Consider the following 17,138-nt stretch of genomic DNA (forward strand, 5'->3'; position numbering starts at 1 on the left):
TCATCAGATGTCGAGCACCAGGTGCGGCGTCTTGGCGCGCGACACGCAGGTGCACAGGGTCTTGCCGCCCGCCTTCTCGCGCGGGCTCAGGTTATGGTCGCGGTGGTCGGGCACGCCTTCCACCACGTCGACGGCGCACACGCCGCAGTCGCCCTGGCGGCAGTCGTACATCGGGTCGAGCCCGGCGGCGATGAGCACGTCGAGCAGGCTCTGGCCGGGCGGCACGGTCAGCGTCTTGCCCGAGCGCAGCGTGCGCACCTCGAACGGCGTGTCGCCGGCCTCTGCGAGCGCGCCGGCGAAAAGTTCGAAGTGCACGTGGTCGTCGGGCCAGCCTTGCGTGCGAGCGGTGTCGACCACCGCCTGCACCATGCCGCGCGGGCCGCAGACATGCAGGTGGCGACCGCCCTGCGGCGCCGCGAGCAGTGCGCGCAGGTCGAGGCCGCGCGCGGGGTCGCCGCCGTCGTGCACCACCGTGCCGCCGAGCGCTCGCACTTCGTCCAGGTAGGCGGTCGCTTCTTCGCTGCGCGTCGCATAGAAGAAGTCGAAGGCCTGGCCCTCGGCGGCCAGCGCGCGCGCCATGCACAGCAGCGGCGTGATGCCGATGCCGCCTGCCACCAGCAGCGGCTGCTGGCCGCCCTTGTCATCCTTGTGCAGGGCGAAGTCGTTGCGCGGCGGGTGCGCAGCCAGCACCGCGCCGGGCGCGAGCCCGTGCATCCAGGCCGAGCCGCCCGTGCCCTGCGGCTCGTGCAGCACGGCGATCTCGTAGCTGCCGGAGCCATCGTGCGGGCGAACCAGGGAATACGCGCGCTGCCCGCTCGAATGCGCCACCTGCACGCTCAGGTGCGCGCCCGGTGCGAACGGCGGCAGGTCGCCGCCATTCGCCGGCCGCAGCACGAACGCCTTGATGGCCGGCGTGAGCGGCGTGACCGAGGCCACGACCAGCGCCAGCATGTCTGCGCCCTGCGTCATCCGAGCGGCAGCGCGGGGTCGGCGATGCTGAGGCCGTTCGACTTCGACCAGCGCGGCATCAGCGTGTTCGAAGGCAAGGTCTCGTCCACCAGCTTGCGTGAGGTCTCGACGCCGGCCACCGGCAGACCCTTGGCATCGAGCAGGCCGATCTGCACCAGCACGCTGGCCTGGTCCCAGTAGATGTGCTCGTGGTAGAGCTTGTCGCCGCGGAACTTGACGATGGCCACCAGCGGAATCTCCACCGGCTTGCCGGTCGGCGCGATGCCCGGCAGCATCCAGTCGATCTCCACCGTGTGGGTGAAAGAGAAGAGCATCTCGTCCACGATCTGCGTCGCGCCCACGGTGCGCGAAATGGGCGTGAGCCGCGTGTCGGGCGGCGTCGTCGGAATGAAGTGGTGCTTGTAGAAGCGCGACAGTTCCCTCGCACCCACGCCGCCGGTCATCGTCGGAATGTGGTTGACATACGGCTCGCTCACCATCGTGCCCATGGTGGCGACGACGTCGCGCGTGGCGAACTCGTACTCACAGTGCTTGTCCCAGAGCGCCGACAGGTCGTACACGGGCCCGATGGCCGCCTTGAACAGTGCCATCGAGCGCTGGTGCGCCATGAGCGTGGAAGGCTTGTCGAAATGGTCGCCACCGGTGCGGGCGAAGGCGTGGTCCACGCTGGGGTAGACGTACATCTGCGCGCCGGCCTTGCCCGCAAAGGCCTCCAGCACCTGGGCACGGGCCTCGGGTGGGCAGAACTTGTCGAGCTCGGCGAAGTGCAGCGCAATCGGGCATTCGATCTTCGGCACCAGGTCCAGCGCAGCCTCGATGCCGACGCCGTAGTAGCCCACCGCCGCATCCACGCCCGAATGCGCGGCCGCGAGATACGCCAGCTTGCCGCCGAGGCAATAGCCCAGCGCGCCCACCTTGCCGGTGCAGGCCGGGTGCGCACGCAGCGCCTTCACGCTCGCGGTGACGTCGGCGATGCCGGCATCGATGTCGAACTTCTGGAAGAAGCCGAAGGCCCGTTGCCAGTCTTCCGGCGAATAGCCCAGGTCGACATTGGGCTCCATGCGCCAGAAGAGGTCGGGTGCGAGCACCACGTAGCCTTCCTCGGCGTAGAGGTCGGCCACCTCGCGCACGTAGTCGTTGATGCCGAAGATCTCCTGGCACAGCACGATGCCGGGGCCGCTGCCAGAAGCTGGCAGTGCGAGGTAGCCGCGAAAGCTGCGGCCGTCGCCGGCCGGGATGTCGATGTACTGACTCATCGTGGGTGTCTTTCGAAGTGATGGGGCTTGCGGCGCAATTCTGGGCAGCGCCCTCCCCCGATGTCTGTCCACTTCTTGCAAGCAACGTCGCTGCAGGAAACGGATAGCCCGCCGCCATGGCGGCACGCAGACTCCGACCCGCATTGCATTCACCCCCCACGCAACCGAATCCCTCCAGAGGAGATCTCTCATGTCGCAGGCAAGCATCAGAACGGCCTTGTTGGCCTTCACCGTCGTCACCGGCGCATCGCTCTCGCAGGCACAGGCCCAGCCGGTCAAGGTAGGCATCGCGATGGACCTCTCCGGCCCGTTCGCCGTCGGCGGCGCCGAGGCCAAGGCCGGCTTCACGGTGGCGATGAAGCAGCTCAACGGCAAGCTGGGCGGCGTGCCGGTCGAGTTCGTCGAGGCCGACACCGCCGGCAACCCCGACCTCGCCCGACAGGTGGTGGAGCGCATGCTGCTGCGCGACAAGATCGACCTGTTCACCGGCCCTGTGGGCTCGTCCGTCGCGCTCGCCGTCGGCCCGCCGCTCTTCGCAGCCAAGGTGCCCTATCTGTCGAGCAACACCGGCCCCAGCGACTACTCGGGCGCCAAGTGCAACCCCTACTTCTTCGGCGCGTCGTACCCGAACGATGCGTACCACGAGGCCGCGGGCAAGTTCGCCAGCGACAAGGGCTTCAAGAAGGTCGCGCTCATTGCACCCAGCTACCCCGGCGGCAAGGACGCGGTCAACGGCTTCAAGCGCAACTTCAAGGGCGGTGTGGGCGACGAGCTCTACACCAAGCTCGGCCAGCTCGACTACTCGGCCGAGCTCGCGCAGATCCGCGCGAGCAAGCCGGACGCGCTCTACTTCTTTTTGCCCGGCGCGATGGGCGTGAGCTTCATCAAGCAGTTCGTCGGCGCGGGGCTGTCGAAAGACGTGGCACTGATCTCCACCGCCTTCTCTGCCGACGAGGACATGATCCCCGCCGTGGGCGAGCCGATGCTCGGGCTGTTCAACACCGCGCATTGGTCCTACGACCTGGACAACCCCGCCAACCAGCGCTTCGTGGCCGAGTTCCGCCAGCAGAACAACGGGCGCAATCCGTCGTTCTATGCCGGCCAGGCGTATGACGTGCTGATGGCCATGGATGCGGCCGTGCGCGATGCCGGCGGCAAGGTGGCCGACAAGCCCGCGCTGCTCAAGGCCATCAAGGCCGCGAGGTACAAGTCGGTGCGCGGCGATTTCAGCTACGGTGCCAACAACTTCCCCATCCAGAACTACTACCTGCGCGTGATCGGCAAGGACGCCAGCGGACGCATCACCAACAAGGTGATCGGCACGGTGCTGCAGAACTACCAGGACAGCTCGGCCGCCAAGTGCGCGATGAAGTCCTAGTGACGTGAGGTGTCCCGCGGGAGCTGGCCGAAGCGCTCCCGGTAGCAGGCGGCGAAGCGGCTCAGGTGCGAGAAGCCGCAGTCGAGTGCGATCTGCGTCACGCTCGCGCCGTCGTGGCGCGCGAGCTGCGCATGCGCGGCATCCAGCCGCATGTTGCGCAGCACCTCCATCGGCGACAGGTCGCGGTGGCGCCTGAAGAGCAGCGCCAGCATGCGCCGCGTCACGCCCGCGGCCTCTGCCACCTCTTCGAGCGACACGGTCGTGTCAAGCCGGCTGCGCATGAACTCCTCGGCGCGCCGCAGCTGCCCGAGGCTGGCCGCCTCCGAGCCGAGGCGCAGCGCATCGTGCTGTCTCCGCACCGAGTTGGGCCGATGGCACAGCAGATAAAGCATCAGGTTGTCTTCGCAGTGTGCGAGCCAACGCGGATCGTATGAAGGGCTGTCGCTCGCCGAGGGCAGCAGCGAAGCGAGGTTGGCCACCATGCGGCACCACTGCGTGCCGGCGGCGTCGTCCAGCCGCAGCGGCATGTCGAAGTCGATCTCGCCCACCTCGTCCGCATGGCGCGTGCCGAAGGCGCGGCGCGCCACCTCTTGCAGGCGGCCCAGTTCGATCTTGAGCATCAGCTGCTCGCAGTCGGCATGCCAGCGCAGCCGCACCGGTTTGTGCGCCGACACCACGGCGCCCTGCCCCGGATGGATGTGGAGCGTCTCCCCGCCCGTGTGGATCTCGGCATGGCCGCGCAGCGGCATCTGTACCAGCACGAAGTTGCCCAACGCATCGGGCTCGATGTCCACGTCGCAGCCATAGCGCAGGATGCACAGCGACAGTGCGCTCAGTTCGGCGCGGCAGAAGACCGAATCGACCTTGCCGCGACCCCAGACGCTGCGGTGGTCCTTCAGTTCATGGGCGACCAGCGCATGGGTCTCGTCCGCCTCGCGCGAGCGGAACACCTCGCGTCCGTACAAGGGAGAAAGCTGCTGGCTCGACCATGCGTCCACGGGCACTCCTGGGGGTCAGGTGGTTGAAAACCATTGTTTGCCACTGGGGGCGTGCCCGCAATTTACCGCCGGGTCGCGCTTCCTGCCATGGGGCTTGCCCCGACGTGCAAGAAGCTTGCCCGGCTTGCCGTCCCGGACGCCGCTCAGACCGTGAGCACCACCTTGCCGATGTGCCCCGCACGCTCCAGGTATTGGTGCGCCTGCACCACGTCGTCGAGCGCGAAGGTCCGGTCGATGCGCACCTGCAGCGCACCGTCCGCGAGGCCCGCGTCGATGAAGGCCAGTGCGCGGCCGAGCGCGGCCTCGTCGCGCGGCAATCCCATCGTGGCCGCGCCGGTGTGCTCCAGCACCTTGTAGACGTGGAAGCGCCAGCTCTTGCTGAACTGCGCGATCACCGGGTACCTGAACTCCGCGCCGCCGGAGAGGCCATACAGCACGTACCAGCCGCGGTGCGCGACCACATCGCCGAGCCGCTCGACCTGCGCGCCGCCCACGCCGTCGTACACCAGGTCGACGCCGCGGCCCTCGGTGAGCTTCAGGACGCGTTCGACCACGTCTTCGTCGTCCGTCACGACCACATGCGCCGCACCGGCTTCGCGCAGCGCATCGCGCTTGGCAGCCGTGCGCGTGACCGCGATGGCGACGATGCCCGCCGCACGCGCCATCTGCAGCGCCGCGATGCCGGTGCCCGATGAAGCGCCGGTCACGAGCAGCGTCTGGCCGCGCTTCAGTTGCGCCATCTCGAACATCGGGAAGTAGCCCGTGAGGTAGGCCATGTAGGCGCCTGCAGCCTGCGCGGCCGAGAGGTTGCCGGGATACCGCACCACATGCGCCATCGGCAACAGGATGCTCTCGCCATAGGTGGGATACCGCCCCTGGCCCGCGCCCGGCAGCACCGCGACCTTGTCTCCTGCCTTCAGCCCCTCGACGCCTGAGCCGACCGCCTCGATGACGCCCGCGGCCTCGTTGCCCAGGCCCGCAGGCAGCGTCGCGTCTTCGATGTACAGGTTCTCGCGCCACAGCGCATCGGCCCGGTTCAGTCCGACGGCCTCTACCGCGATGCGCACCTCGCCAGTGCCGGGTGCCGGCGTCGGGACCTCCTCGACCTTCAGGACGTCGGCGCCGCCGAACGAATGAAAACGGACCATCTTGCCCATGGGAAATCTCCTTCTTGAATGACCGATGGCACGAATCTAGAAGCCGCAGGACAATCGAGGAAATCGATTCGCGAGATACCGGCTATGCGCGCAATCGATAACCGACAGGCCTTGCGATGAAACCCATCGAACTCAACCGGATCGACCTGAACCTGCTCACCGTGCTGGCCGCGCTCATGCGGGAGCGCCACGTCAGCCGCGCCGCGGAGCGGCTGAACCTCGGCCAGCCCGCGGTGAGCCATGCGCTGGCGCGGCTGCGCGAACTCACCGGCGATCCGCTGCTGGTGCGCCAGGGCCGCGTGATGGAGCCGACCGAGCGCGCATTGGCCTTGATGCAGGGCCTGGGCCCCGCACTCGCGCAGATCGAAGCCACGTTCCGCGCACAGGCCGACTTCGAGCCCGCCCGCGCCGCACCGGTGTTCCGCATCGGCCTCACCGACGACCTGCAGATCGCGATGCTGCCGCGCCTGCTGCGCGCCCTGAGCGCCGAAGTGCCCCGCGCCAAGCTGGTGACGCTCACGGTCTGCTACCGCAACGCCATGAGCTACCTGGAGCAGGGAGAGGTCAGCGCGGTGATGTCTTTCCTGAAGGACCTGCCCGCCGATGCGAAGGTGCGCAAGGTCCGCACGGCGCGCTTCGCCATGCTGCGTGCCGACACCGCGCCCGGAAAGCTCTCGCTCGACGATTACTGCCGGCGGCGCCACGTGCTCGTGACCTATGCGGGCGACCTGTGCGGCACCGTCGATGAAACGCTCGGCGAAATCGGGCGCCAGCGCGACGTGGCCTTCTCGGTGCCGCAGTTCGGAAGCCTCCCCGCCGTGCTCGCCGGCACCGATCTGGTGGCCACAGTGCCCGAGCACGTGGCGCTCGCACTGTCCGCGCAGGGCGGGCTTCGCTTCGAGGCCTTGCCGTTCGAAAGCCCGAGCTACCAGATCAAGCTCGCCTGGCGCGCGGTGACGGACAAGGACTCGGCGGAGACGTGGCTGCGCAAGGCGATGCTGCGCAGCTTCAACGATTAGGATGACAACCCCCTTCCACGGAGAAGACCGCATGCCGAGCACCGAGACAGACTTCAACCTCACCGCCAACGACGGCCACCCGGTGGAAGCCCACCGCTGGCAGGCTGGGACGCCGCAGGCCATCGTGCAGCTGGCGCACGGCATGGGCGAGCATTCGCTGCGCTATCGCCCACTCGCCGATGCGCTGACGCAGGCCGGCTACGTCGTCTACGCAAACGAGCACCGAGGCCACGGCAAATACGCTTCAGCGAACAACGAGCTCGGCGAATTCGGCCCGCGCAATTTCGCCGGCCTCGTGGACGACATGGCGCTGCTGAGCCGGCATGCGCGCGCCGAGCACCCCGGCCTGCCGCTCATCCTCGTCGGCCACAGCATGGGTTCCTTCGCCACGCAGTACTACCTGGTGCGGCACAGCGAACTGCTGTCGGGCGCGGTGCTCTCGGGCACCTCGGCGCTCGACCTGCTGGGCACGGCGCTGCAAAGCGGCTTCCGGCTCGAAGACATGAACGCCGCCCTCCCCGAGGTGCGCACCCCGTTCGACTGGCTCAGCCGGGACCCGGCGCAGGTGGACAAGTACATCGCCGATCCGCTGTGCGGCTTCACGGTCTCGGCCGAGGGGCTGGGCTCCATGTTCGCGAACCTCGACGAGCTGACGCCGGCCGCGATGCAGGCGCGCATCCGGCCCGAGCTGCCGCTGTACCTCTTCATCGGCGACCAGGACCCGGTCAGCAACAAGGCCGAATGGTTCTACCCGCTGGTGCAGCGCTACCGCGACGCAGGCCTGCGCGACGTGTCGTGCCATGTGTTCGGCGGCGCACGCCACGAGACGCTGAACGAGACCAACCGCGATGAAGTCGTGGCCGTGCTGCTGGCGTGGATCGCGCGGGTGGTGCGCAAGGACTGAAGGCTGCTCCCATGCCCGACACCGAAGTCCCCACCCTCTACCAATGGCTAGGTGGCATCGAGGCGCTGACTCGACTGACCACGCGCTTCTACGAGAACGTGAAGGCCGACCCGCTGCTCGCGCCTGTCTTCGCGCACATGGACGGCGAGCATCCGGCGCACGTGGCCGCGTTCCTGGCCGAAGTGCTGGGCGGCCCTACCGACTACTCGCAAAGCCATGGCGGCCATCCGCACATGATCCGCCAGCACCTGAACCGCCATCTGCAGCAGGAACAACGCCGCCGCTGGGTCGCGCTGCTGCTGGAGACGGCGGACGAACTCGCGATGCCGGACGACCCCGAGTTCCGCTCGGCGCTGGTCGGCTACCTGGAGTGGGGATCGCGGCTCGCCGTCATCAACTCGCAGCCCGGCGCAACCGTGGACGCCGATGCGCCGATGCCCCGGTGGGGCTGGGGCGAGGTCAAGGGCCCCTACAGCGGATGAGCCCGATCGAACCGCAGCAAAAGTCGAAGGCAAAACACATGCGAAGAACGTTCATCTCGTTGTCGCTCGCGCTCATGGCCCTGTGCGGCGGCGCGTCGGCGGCGGAACTCAAGGTGCTGACGGCGGGCGCGTTCAAGCCCGTGATCACGGCGCTCGCGCCGGCCTTCGAGCAGGAGACGGGCCACCGGCTGGTCGTCGACAACGACACGGCCGGCGCACTGCAGCGGCGCATCGGCAAAGGCGAAGTTTTCGACGTGGTGGTGTTGACGCCCGCCGCCCTCGATGACCTGGCCAAAGCCGGCAAGGTGGATGCCGGCACGGCGACGCGGCTGGCGCGTGTGGGCATCGGCGTCGCGGTCAAGCAGGGCACGCCGGCGCCCGACATCGGCAGCGTGGCTGCGTTCCGGCAGGCCTTGCTGGCAGCGCGTACCGTGGCCTACATCGATCCGGCAGCCGGCGGCTCCAGCGGCGTGTACCTCTCGCAGTTGTTCGCCACGATGGGCATCGCGCCGCAGATCCAGGCCAAGGCTGTTCTGGTGCCCGACGGCCTGGTGGCGCAACGCGTGGTCGATGGTCAGGCGGAGATCGCCATTCACCAGATCAGCGAAATCCTCGCCGTGCCGGGCGCGGTTCTGGTGGGACCGATTCCGGCCGAGATCCAGAACTACACGGTGTATGCGGGCGCCATGGCGGTCGCGCCGCGCGAACCGGCGGCTGCAAAGGCCTTTCTCGCCCTGCTTGGCAGCACCCAGGCGCGCGATGTGCTCGAGCACAAAGGCATGCAAGGGCCTTGACTTCGAGGTGCCGTGCGACCGGCCTGCGCGTGCGGCCCGCCCGGCTCACCTGGAGCGCCCATCGAAGTGCGTGACGGGCACGGCCTCCAGGTCGATGCCCTCGATGCAGCGGATGTTGATGGCCGCCATCGGTTCGCCCTTGGGGTTGGTGGCTTCGCTGTACGGCTGGATGCCGCAGACGGGGCAGAAGCGATGCTTGATCGCATGCTTGTTGAACAGGTAGGTGTTCGCGTTTTCTTCGGGTGTGAGCAGGCGCATGGCATCGCGCGGCACGAACCACAGCAGCGAGCCGCGGCGCTGGCACATGGAGCAGTTGCAGGCCATGGCGGAGGCGATGTCGCCCTCGGCCTCGAATTTCACGCGGCCGCAGTGGCAGCTTCCTTCGTATTTCATGTCGTGTCTCCGGCATGTGGGGGCTGCAAGAATGGCAGCCGGCCGCGCCCATGGCAAGCGCGGCCCGTGCACCTCGTCGTACCTCAGCGCGCCGCAACGCGGAAATCGGGCGACTGCGCCACCACCAAAGCGATCTCCTCCATCAACGCCCTCGCCCCCGGCGACGGAAACGCGCCCTGCCGCTGCGTCAGGCCGATCTCTCGGCGCGTCTGGTCCAGCGGAAAGTCCAGCACGACCAGGCTGCCGTCGCGGATCTCGTAGCGCAGCTGATGCGGCGAGATCGCGGTCAGCATGTCGCTCTCCAGCAGCAGGCCGCGCAGCACCGCGAGGTCGCCGGTCTCGACCGCGGGAATCGGAGGCGCCTCGCGCGCCGACGAGAAAAAGCGTTCGAGCAACTCGCGCGACGGCGTGTTGTGCCGCGAGAGCGCCCACGTTGCTTGCCGCAGCGCATCGAAGTCGATGCGTTTCGCATGCTCCAACGGATGGCCGGCGCGCGCGATCACCGAGATGCGGTCTTCGAACAGCGCTTGCTGCTGCAGGTCCCTGGCCTCGGCGGGGCTGCGCAGCGCACCGAGGATGAAGTCGATGTCGCCGCTGCGCAGCGAAGCGGCCAGGGCGTCGTAGGGGCTTTCGACCGTTGCGATGTGCAGCCCGGGGTGCCGCGCGAGCAGCGAGGCAATCGCGAGCGGCAGGATCTGCGTGCGGCCCAGCGGCAACGCGCCCACGGTCACGCTCCCCTGCAGGGTACCTTCGCTCGCGGCGATGTCGGGCCCGATGTGGCGCAGCTCCGCCAGCACGCGCTTGAAATGAAAAGCCACGATCTCGCCGGCCGGCGTCGGTGAAAGCCCGCGCGCCTTGCGCTCCAGCAGCACGACGCCGAGCCCGCGTTCGAGGTCTTTCAACGCGCTGCTGATGGCCGGCTGCGTGATGCCGAACTCGCGCGCGACGGCCGGCATGTTGCGCTTTTCCACCAGGCTCGCGACCACCGCGAGGCGCCGGCCGTTGAGGATCGAGGCGAAGAGCGAGGGCACGTCGGCGGCGGCGCCGATACCGCCGCGCGCGACAAGCTGCGCCCGCGCATCCTCGAACTCGCGCTCGATGCGGCGCGCGCGCACCAGCACCAGGTCGCCATACGAATTGAGCGCCATGCCGCGCGCGCGGCGGTCGAACAGCGGCCGGCCCAGCACGCCTTCGAGTTCCGAGATGGAGCGCGTGACGCCCGAGGCAACGCGGTACAGCTGCTCGTCCGCAGCCCTGGCGATGCTGCCGGCGGCGGCCACGGCCGAGAACGCGCGCAGATGGCGCAGGTTGATGGCGAGCGCGCTGCCGATCACTTTGTCTGGTTGATGCGCACCCCTCATTTCAACCCCTCGGGTAAACCCTGTCGATAAGAAAGTCTGATGGTAGAGCAACCCGAACTCACCCCAGGCGAAGGCATCCGCAACCACACTCGATACCTCCGAGCCAACAACCGATCGGGTTGCAAGAAAAATGATCATCGACTGCCACGGCCACTACACCACCGCGCCCAAGGCGCTGGAGAACTGGCGAAACCAGCAGATCGCGGGCCTCCAGGACTCCGCGCTCAAACCCCGCGTTGCCGACCTGAAGATCAGCGACGACGAGCTGCGCGAATCCATCGAAGGCAACCAGCTGCGCCTCATGAAGGAGCGCGGCAGCGACCTGACGATCTTCAGCCCGCGCGCGAGCTTCATGGCACACCACATCGGCGACTTCGAGACCTCGTCGACCTGGGCCGCGATCTGCAACGAGCTGTGCTTTCGGGTGAGCGAGCTGTTCCCCGACCACTTCATCGGCGCGGCGATGCTGCCGCAATCGCCCGGCGTGGACCCGGCCAGCTGCATTCCCGAGCTGGAGCGCTGCGTGCGCGAGTACGGCTTCGTGGCGATCAACCTCAACCCCGACCCCTCGGGCGGGCACTGGACCTCGCCGCCGTTGTCGGACCGCCAGTGGTATCCGCTCTACGAGAAGATGGTCGAGCACGACATTCCGGCGATGGTGCACGTGAGCACCAGCTGCAACGCCTGCTTTCACACGACCGGCGCGCACTACCTGAACGCGGACACCACCGCGTTCATGCAGTGCCTGACCTCCGACCTCTTCACCGACTTTCCGACGCTGCGCTTCGTGATCCCGCACGGCGGCGGCGCGGTGCCCTACCACTGGGGGCGCTTTCGCGGGCTCGCGCAGGAGATGAAGAAGCCGCTGCTGAAAGACCACCTGCTCAACAATATCTTCTTCGACACCTGCGTGTATCACCAGCCGGGCATCGACCTGCTCACGCGCGTGATTCCGGTGGACAACATCCTCTTCGCGAGCGAGATGATCGGCGCGGTGCGCGGCATCGATCCGGAGACGGGCTTCTATTACGACGACACGCGCCGCTACATCGACGCAACGCCGATGCTCGATGCCGAAACGCGCCACAAGGTGTTCGAAGGCAACGCACGCCGCGTCTATCCGCGCCTGGATCGCGCACTCATCGCCAAAGGCCTCTGACCCATGTCCAACACCCTTCAACAACAGCTCGGCGTCGTCCATCGCAGCATTGCGCGCGCCGACGCGGCCGCTGTCGAAAAGCTCTCGCGCTTCGGCGTCTCGACCGTGCATGAAGCGCTGGGCCGGCTCGGGCTGATGCAGCCGCGCATCCGCCCCATCCACCCCGACGCGCGGTTCTGCGGCACGGCCGTCACCGTGCTGCTGCAGCCCGGCGACAACTGGATGCTGCATGTCGCTGCCGAGCAGATCCAGCCCGGCGACGTGGTGGTCGCCGCCTGCACCAGCGACAGCACCGACGGCTTCTTCGGCGACCTGCTGGCCACCTCGTTCAAGGCGCGCGGCTGCAAGGGCCTGGTGATCGACGGCGGCGTGCGCGACGTGCGTGACCTCAACGCGATGGGCTTCCCCGTGTTCAGCCGCGCCATCCACGCCAAGGGCACCATCAAGGCGACCCTCGGCTCGGTCAACGTGCCGGTGGTGTGCGCGGGTGCACTGGTGCAGCCGGGCGACGTGATCGTGGCGGACATCGACGGCGTGGTGGTCGTGCCGGCCGCGCGTGCACAGCAGGTGGCCGATGCGGCCGAGGCGCGTGAGGCCAACGAGACCGCCAAGCGCGAGCGATTCGCCGCAGGCGAACTGGGCCTGGACATGTACGCGATGCGCGAGCCGCTGACCAAGGCGGGCCTTCGCTACATCGACTGAAGGAAACAGCCATGGCTAGCATCATCGGCGCCGTCGCGTGCTCCCACACGCCCACCATCGGCTTCGCGTACGACAGGAAGAAGCAGCAGGACCCCGTGTGGGCGCCGATCTTCGAGGCCTTCGAGCCCGTGCAGCGCTGGCTCGCGGAGCGCCGGCCTGATGTGCTCTTCTTCATCTACAACGACCACGTCAGCTCGTTCTTCTTCGACCACTATTCGGCCTTTTCGCTCGGTGTCGGCGAACGGCATGCGGTGGCCGACGAAGGCGGCGGCGCGCGCGACCTGCCGTCGCTGGCGGGCCACCCGGCGCTCGCGCAGCACATCGGACGCTCGCTGGTAGCCGACGAGTTCGACATGTCCTTCTTCCAGGACCGCGCGCTAGACCACGGCGTGTTCTCGCCGATGTCGCTGCTGTGCCCGCACGAGCCCGCATGGCCCGTGCCGGTGATCCCGCTGCAGGTCGGCGTGCTGCAGTCGCCCGTGCCGTCGGCGCGGCGCTGCTACCGGCTCGGGCAGGCGCTGCGCCGCGCGATCGAGAGCTACCCCGACGACCTGAAGGTGGCCATCGTCGCCACCGGCGGGCTGTCGCACCAGGTGCACGGCGAGCGCGCGGGCTTCAACAACACCGCGTGGGACGCGCAGTTCCTCGACCTGATCGAGAACGACCCCGTGCGCCTCACCGAGATGACGCAGGCCGAGCTCGCCACGCTCGGCGGCATGGAAGGCGCGGAAGTGATCATGTGGCTGGTGATGCGCGGCGCGCTGTCGTCCAACATCCGCAAGACGCACCAGAGCTACTACCTGCCGTCGATGACGGGCATCGCCACCGCCGTCTACGAGAACCTCGCGAGCCCGCCGGTCGCGGGCGAAGTGCAGCGGCACCGGCGCCATATCGAAGAGCAGCTGACGGGCATCGAGGCGCTCGAAGGTACGCACCCGTTCACGCTGGAGACCAGCGTGCGCGCCTATCGCCTCAACAAGTTCCTGCATGGCATGACGCGGCCCGAACATCGCGCCCGCTTCCTTGCAGACGAAGAAGCGGCGTTCGATGCCGCGGCGCTGACACCGCAGGAGCGCACGCTGGTGCGCGAGCGCGACTGGCGCGGGCTCATCCACTACGGCGTGATCTTCTTCATGCTGGAAAAGCTCGGCGCGGTCGTCGGCGTATCGAACCTGCACATCTATGCCGCCATGCGCGGTCAATCGCTGGAGGCATTCCAGCAGACACGCAACGCGCCCGGCGCGCTGTATTCGGTGGCCGGCAAGGATGCCGCGCCGCAAACCTGGGATGCACAGTCCTCTTCCTTATCCAAGCAATGAACACACGCTCCCTCGGCCGCCGGCTGCTGACCCTGGCCCTGACCGCCCCCTTCGTGCTCGGCGCCTCGGTGCCCGCAGTCGCAGCAGACGCCTACCCTTCCAGGCCGGTGAAGATCCTCGTCGGCTACAGCGCCGGCGGTGCGGTCGATGCCATCGCGCGCTCCGTCGGCCAGCGCATGGCGGCCATCCTCGGCCAGCCTGTGGTGGTCGAGAACAAGCCCGGCGCCGGCACCAACATCGCGATCAAGTCACTGACCTCGAGCCCGCCCGATGGCTACACCCTGCTGCTGGCGGCCAATGCGCTCGCGGTGAACCCGTCGATGTACCAGCCCGCGCCCTACGACCTCGACCGCGACTTCACGCCGATCGCATCGGTCGGCCGCGTGCCGGTGGTGTTCGCGGTGCGTGAAGGTTCGCCGATCAAGACACTGCCCGAGCTGGTGGCCGCGGCCAAGGCCAAGCCGGGCGGCGTGACCGTCGCGACCCCGGGCAACGGCGCCACCCCGCACCTGGCAATGGAACTGTTCCAGCACACCGCCGGCCTCAAGCTGAGCCACGTGCCCTACAAGGGGGGCGCGCAGGCGATCACCGACGCGCTCGGCGGGCATGTGGACGTGGTGGCGGTCAACGCGCTCGAAGTGCTTCCGCTCGTCAAGGGCGGCAAGCTGAAGGTGCTGGCGGTGATGAGCACCGAGCGCTCCGCGGTGCTGCCGGGTGTGCCGACGGTGGCCGAGTCGGGTTATCCGGGGTTCGAGGCCAGCGTCTGGTACGGATTCGTGGCGCCGGCGGGGCTTCCTGCGCCGGTGCTGGCCAAGCTGCACGAGGCGGTGCAGAAGGCGCTCGAATCGAAGGAGGTGCGCGACCAGCTCGCCGCGGCGGGCGGCGTCCCGCTGCCGGGGCCCACCGCCCAATTCGAGAAGCTGCTCAAGACCGATGCGGCGCGCTACGGCCAGCTGATCCGCGAAGCGAACATCAAGCCGGACTGACGCCATGACAACGCCGATCCAGGGCATCTGCTCGATGGCAACCCGCGGGTTGCTCGACGAACTCGCGGCCGCTTACGCGCAGCGCACCGGCGTGCCGGTCTCGTTCCTGTCGGTGGGCGGCGTCGACGCGGCGCGGCGCGTGGCCGCGGGCGAAGCCTTCGACGTGGTGGTGCTGGCCTCGGAGGCGATCGACAAGCTCATCGCGGCAGGCAAGCTCGATGCGGGCGGCAAGGTGGACATCGTTCGTTCGGGCGTCGGCGTGGCGGTGCGCGCGGGTGCCGGGCGGCCGGACATCGCCACCGAAGAAGCGGTGCGCAATGCCGTGCAGAACGCCACGGGCATCGCCTATTCAACGGGCCCGAGCGGCGTCGCGCTGGCCGCGCTGTTCGAGCGCTGGGGCATTGCCGACGAGATCCGGGGCCGCCTGGTGCAGGCACCGCCGGGCGTGCCCGTCGGTTCGCTGGTCGCTCGCGGCGAGGCTGCGCTGGGGTTCCAGCAGATGAGCGAGCTGATCGGCGTCGAAGGCATCCAGTTGCTCGGCCCCCTGCCGCAGGAAATCCAGATCCTCACGACCTTCTCGGCCGCGCCTGTCATCGACACCCCGCGGCCGGACGCGGTGCGCGCCCTGCTCGGCTTTCTCGCCTCACCGGAATGCGCCGAAGCCAAGCGCCGGCACGGCATGGAACCGGCCTGAGCTGCCGCGCGCCTTCTCAGAGGTAGCGCACCTCGGCCGGCACTTCGAACCAGTTGTTGTTGCGCCCGTCCATGTAGCGCACCGGCGCGGTCGAAAGCTCCTCCAGCGTCACGTCGTCCAGGCAGGTCACGTTCACGCTGACGTACGCGCCGCCGATCTCCGGCACGTTGCCGCGGCCGAACGACTTGATGCCGCAGGTCTTGCAGAACAGGTGCTCGGCGCTGTAAGAGCCGAACTGGTAGCTCGAGAGGTCCTGTTCGCCCGAGAGCAAGGTGAAGTCTTCAGGCTTGATGACGGCGCCCCAGCCGCGGGCCTTCATGCAGATCGAGCAATTGCACTTGCCGGTGCCTTCGGCCAGGTCGATCAGGGCCTGGAAACGGACCTTGCCGCAGTGGCAGCTGCCGTTGTATGTCTTCTTCATGGGAATGTCCTTGGAACGGTGGTGAGGAATCCAAGGCTACGACCCATTGCGGACATATCCTGTCCTCGATCCGAGGCATCATGCGGGCCATGCTGTCTGCCTCCGCACGCCTGATCCGGCTTCTTTCCCTGTTCCAGGCCCAGCGCGCGTGGACCGGTTCGGCGCTCGCGGGGCGGCTCGAGATCACCGAGCGCACGCTGCGCCGCGACGTCGATCGCCTGCGCAGCCTGGGCTACACGGTCGACTCGACATCGGGTGTGGCCGGCGGCTACCGGATCGGCGCGGGCAGCGCCCTGCCCCCGCTGCTGCTGGAAGACGAAGAGGCCATCGCAGTGGCGCTGGGCCTGGGCAACCCGAGCGACGGCAAGGGCGACATCGAGAACGCCTCGATGCGCGCGCTGGCCAAGCTGGAGCTGCTGATGCCGCCACGGCTGCGGCGCCGGCTCGACAGCGTGCGCGCGTCGGTGGTGCCGCTCGCGCGCGGCAAGTCGGAAGTGCGGCTGAAGGCAGTGACGCTGTTCGCCGAAGCCTGTACCGACCGGGCCGAGCTGCGCTTCGACTACCGCGACCACCACGCCAAGGCCACCGCGCGCACGGTGGAGCCGCACCGCGTGGTGCAGTCGGGTCAGCGCTGGTATCTGCTGGCGTGGGACACGGCGCGCGACGACTGGCGCACCTTCCGCCTCGACCGCATCGTGGCGCCGGTGCCGACCGGCATGCGCTTCACGCCGCGCCGGCTGCCGCTGGGCGATGTGGCGGCCTACATGGCGCAGGCCTTGCGGGTCTCGCCCTTTCTGCACCACGCGAGCGTCGTGGTGCATGCACCGGCCAAGTCGCTCGAAGCGCACCTGGGCTGGGTGGGCGGCACGCCGGAAGCCTTGGAGGGCGGTTCGGCCACGCGCATCACGACCGGCGCCAATTCGCTCGACGCGCTGGCCGTGTGGCTCGGCTGCCTGGGGCATGACTTCGAGGTGGAGTCGCCGCCAGCGCTGGCCGAGCACCTCGCGCTGGTCGCAGGCCGGCTGGGCAAGGTCGCGGCGCGCGCCATGAAAACCAGCCGGTCGCCTCCCTGATCTATAGGATGGGCAAGCGCCGCGCCGGCCCGTAGGCTGGAGGCTCGCCACCGGCCCTCTCTCCTTTCTCTGG

18 protein-coding genes are annotated in these 17,138 nt (G+C 68.4%); 11 read left to right on the forward strand and 7 right to left on the reverse strand.

All coding sequences use genetic code 11. From position 1 onward, the window contains the following. Positions 1 to 3: 3 nt before the first annotated feature. On the reverse strand, positions 4 to 969 hold the full coding sequence (locus M2282_RS05555; RefSeq protein WP_280807789.1) for a PDR/VanB family oxidoreductase: 966 nt from the start codon (positions 967 to 969) through the stop codon (positions 4 to 6). Continuing rightward, on the reverse strand, positions 966 to 2,225 hold the full coding sequence (locus M2282_RS05560; protein WP_280807790.1) for a dienelactone hydrolase family protein: 1,260 nt from the start codon (positions 2,223 to 2,225) through the stop codon (positions 966 to 968). Before M2282_RS05560 ends, M2282_RS05555 begins: the two co-directional genes overlap by 4 nt. A 190-nt stretch (positions 2,226 to 2,415) precedes the next feature. Here M2282_RS05560 and M2282_RS05565 point away from each other — a divergent pair, with 190 nt between their 5' ends. After that, positions 2,416 to 3,603: an ABC transporter substrate-binding protein gene (locus M2282_RS05565; protein WP_280807791.1), complete on the forward strand. Its 1,188-nt coding sequence runs from the start codon at positions 2,416 to 2,418 to the stop codon at positions 3,601 to 3,603. Here M2282_RS05565 and M2282_RS05570 read toward each other — a convergent pair. Beyond that, on the reverse strand, positions 3,600 to 4,601 hold the full coding sequence (locus M2282_RS05570; protein WP_280807792.1) for an AraC family transcriptional regulator: 1,002 nt from the start codon (positions 4,599 to 4,601) through the stop codon (positions 3,600 to 3,602). The two genes, M2282_RS05565 and M2282_RS05570, sit on opposite strands and share 4 nt — an antisense overlap. Before the next feature lie 143 nt (positions 4,602 to 4,744). Beyond that, positions 4,745 to 5,758, reverse strand: coding sequence for a zinc-dependent alcohol dehydrogenase family protein (locus tag M2282_RS05575; RefSeq protein WP_280807793.1), 1,014 nt, complete (start codon positions 5,756 to 5,758; stop codon positions 4,745 to 4,747). A 116-nt stretch (positions 5,759 to 5,874) separates the two neighbouring features. Here M2282_RS05575 and M2282_RS05580 point away from each other — a divergent pair, with 116 nt between their 5' ends. From M2282_RS05580 to M2282_RS05595, 4 genes are read left to right on the forward strand one after another with little or no spacing between them, the layout of a single operon-like run. Beyond that, complete coding sequence (locus M2282_RS05580; RefSeq protein WP_280807794.1) at positions 5,875 to 6,777, forward strand: LysR family transcriptional regulator; 903 nt, start codon at positions 5,875 to 5,877, stop codon at positions 6,775 to 6,777. A 1-nt stretch (position 6,778) separates the two neighbouring features. Next, on the forward strand, positions 6,779 to 7,681 hold the full coding sequence (locus M2282_RS05585) for an alpha/beta hydrolase (RefSeq protein ID WP_280807795.1): 903 nt from the start codon (positions 6,779 to 6,781) through the stop codon (positions 7,679 to 7,681). Between the two features lie 11 nt (positions 7,682 to 7,692). Next, the gene (locus M2282_RS05590) at positions 7,693 to 8,163 is read left to right on the forward strand and encodes a group II truncated hemoglobin (RefSeq protein ID WP_280807796.1); all 471 of its coding nucleotides are present in this window, start codon (positions 7,693 to 7,695) and stop codon (positions 8,161 to 8,163) included. 38 nt (positions 8,164 to 8,201) lie between these two features. Then, complete coding sequence (locus M2282_RS05595; RefSeq protein WP_280807797.1) at positions 8,202 to 8,957, forward strand: molybdate ABC transporter substrate-binding protein; 756 nt, start codon at positions 8,202 to 8,204, stop codon at positions 8,955 to 8,957. 45 nt (positions 8,958 to 9,002) lie between these two features. On the opposite strand, the gene M2282_RS05600 is transcribed toward M2282_RS05595, so the two are convergent. Continuing rightward, positions 9,003 to 9,350 carry a GFA family protein gene (locus M2282_RS05600; RefSeq protein WP_280807798.1) on the reverse strand — a complete coding sequence of 116 codons (348 nt, stop codon included), beginning with the start codon at positions 9,348 to 9,350 and terminating at the stop codon, positions 9,003 to 9,005. A gap of 83 nt (positions 9,351 to 9,433) precedes the next feature. Continuing rightward, positions 9,434 to 10,684 (reverse strand): LysR family transcriptional regulator, encoded by a 1,251-nt coding sequence (locus tag M2282_RS05605; protein ID WP_280807799.1) that lies wholly within the window; start codon positions 10,682 to 10,684, stop codon positions 9,434 to 9,436. Between the two features lie 157 nt (positions 10,685 to 10,841). On the opposite strand from M2282_RS05605, the gene M2282_RS05610 reads away from it, so the two are divergent. From M2282_RS05610 to M2282_RS05630, 5 genes are read left to right on the forward strand one after another with little or no spacing between them, the layout of a single operon-like run. Further along, a complete protein-coding gene (locus M2282_RS05610; RefSeq protein WP_280807800.1) occupies positions 10,842 to 11,870 on the forward strand; it encodes an amidohydrolase family protein in 1,029 nt (342 codons plus the stop codon). A 3-nt stretch (positions 11,871 to 11,873) separates the two neighbouring features. Further along, entirely contained in the window at positions 11,874 to 12,572 is a 699-nt protein-coding gene (gene ligK, locus M2282_RS05615; RefSeq protein WP_280807801.1) for a 4-carboxy-4-hydroxy-2-oxoadipate aldolase/oxaloacetate decarboxylase, read from the forward strand. Positions 12,573 to 12,583: 11 nt separating this feature from the next. Next, positions 12,584 to 13,891, forward strand: coding sequence for a gallate dioxygenase (locus tag M2282_RS05620; RefSeq protein ID WP_280807802.1), 1,308 nt, complete (start codon positions 12,584 to 12,586; stop codon positions 13,889 to 13,891). Continuing rightward, positions 13,888 to 14,877, forward strand: a complete 990-nt coding sequence (locus tag M2282_RS05625; protein ID WP_280807803.1) for a Bug family tripartite tricarboxylate transporter substrate binding protein — start codon at positions 13,888 to 13,890, stop codon at positions 14,875 to 14,877. Before M2282_RS05620 ends, M2282_RS05625 begins: the two co-directional genes overlap by 4 nt. 4 nt (positions 14,878 to 14,881) lie before the next feature. Continuing rightward, complete coding sequence (locus tag M2282_RS05630) at positions 14,882 to 15,571, forward strand: substrate-binding domain-containing protein (protein ID WP_280807804.1); 690 nt, start codon at positions 14,882 to 14,884, stop codon at positions 15,569 to 15,571. Positions 15,572 to 15,587: 16 nt separating this feature from the next. On the opposite strand, the gene M2282_RS05635 is transcribed toward M2282_RS05630, so the two are convergent. Next, positions 15,588 to 15,992 (reverse strand): GFA family protein, encoded by a 405-nt coding sequence (locus tag M2282_RS05635; protein ID WP_280807805.1) that lies wholly within the window; start codon positions 15,990 to 15,992, stop codon positions 15,588 to 15,590. An 89-nt stretch (positions 15,993 to 16,081) separates the two neighbouring features. Here M2282_RS05635 and M2282_RS05640 point away from each other — a divergent pair, with 89 nt between their 5' ends. Further along, entirely contained in the window at positions 16,082 to 17,065 is a 984-nt protein-coding gene (locus M2282_RS05640; protein WP_280807806.1) for a helix-turn-helix transcriptional regulator, read from the forward strand. Positions 17,066 to 17,138: the final 73 nt, after the last annotated feature.

This window comes from Variovorax boronicumulans (assembly GCF_029892485.1).
GTDB lineage: Bacteria > Pseudomonadota > Gammaproteobacteria > Burkholderiales > Burkholderiaceae_C > Variovorax > Variovorax boronicumulans_B.

Bases quoted from the DNA above. Each gene is read 5' to 3' on its own strand.
- M2282_RS05565 (WP_280807791.1), top strand. From the start codon at position 2,416: ATGTCGCAGGCAAGCATCAGAACGGCCTTGTTGGCCTTCACCGTCGTC.
- M2282_RS05555 (WP_280807789.1), bottom strand. From the start codon at position 969: ATGACGCAGGGCGCAGACATGCTGGCGCTGGTCGTGGCCTCGGTCACG.
- M2282_RS05590 (WP_280807796.1), top strand. From the start codon at position 7,693: ATGCCCGACACCGAAGTCCCCACCCTCTACCAATGGCTAGGTGGCATC.
- M2282_RS05640 (WP_280807806.1), top strand. From the start codon at position 16,082: ATGCTGTCTGCCTCCGCACGCCTGATCCGGCTTCTTTCCCTGTTCCAG.
- M2282_RS05625 (WP_280807803.1), top strand. From the start codon at position 13,888: ATGAACACACGCTCCCTCGGCCGCCGGCTGCTGACCCTGGCCCTGACC.
- M2282_RS05585 (WP_280807795.1), top strand. From the start codon at position 6,779: ATGACAACCCCCTTCCACGGAGAAGACCGCATGCCGAGCACCGAGACA.
- M2282_RS05610 (WP_280807800.1), top strand. From the start codon at position 10,842: ATGATCATCGACTGCCACGGCCACTACACCACCGCGCCCAAGGCGCTG.
- M2282_RS05575 (WP_280807793.1), bottom strand. From the start codon at position 5,758: ATGGGCAAGATGGTCCGTTTTCATTCGTTCGGCGGCGCCGACGTCCTG.
- M2282_RS05620 (WP_280807802.1), top strand. From the start codon at position 12,584: ATGGCTAGCATCATCGGCGCCGTCGCGTGCTCCCACACGCCCACCATC.
- M2282_RS05600 (WP_280807798.1), bottom strand. From the start codon at position 9,350: ATGAAATACGAAGGAAGCTGCCACTGCGGCCGCGTGAAATTCGAGGCC.
- M2282_RS05560 (WP_280807790.1), bottom strand. From the start codon at position 2,225: ATGAGTCAGTACATCGACATCCCGGCCGGCGACGGCCGCAGCTTTCGC.
- M2282_RS05630 (WP_280807804.1), top strand. From the start codon at position 14,882: ATGACAACGCCGATCCAGGGCATCTGCTCGATGGCAACCCGCGGGTTG.
- M2282_RS05635 (WP_280807805.1), bottom strand. From the start codon at position 15,992: ATGAAGAAGACATACAACGGCAGCTGCCACTGCGGCAAGGTCCGTTTC.
- M2282_RS05580 (WP_280807794.1), top strand. From the start codon at position 5,875: ATGAAACCCATCGAACTCAACCGGATCGACCTGAACCTGCTCACCGTG.
- M2282_RS05595 (WP_280807797.1), top strand. From the start codon at position 8,202: ATGCGAAGAACGTTCATCTCGTTGTCGCTCGCGCTCATGGCCCTGTGC.
- ligK (WP_280807801.1), top strand. From the start codon at position 11,874: ATGTCCAACACCCTTCAACAACAGCTCGGCGTCGTCCATCGCAGCATT.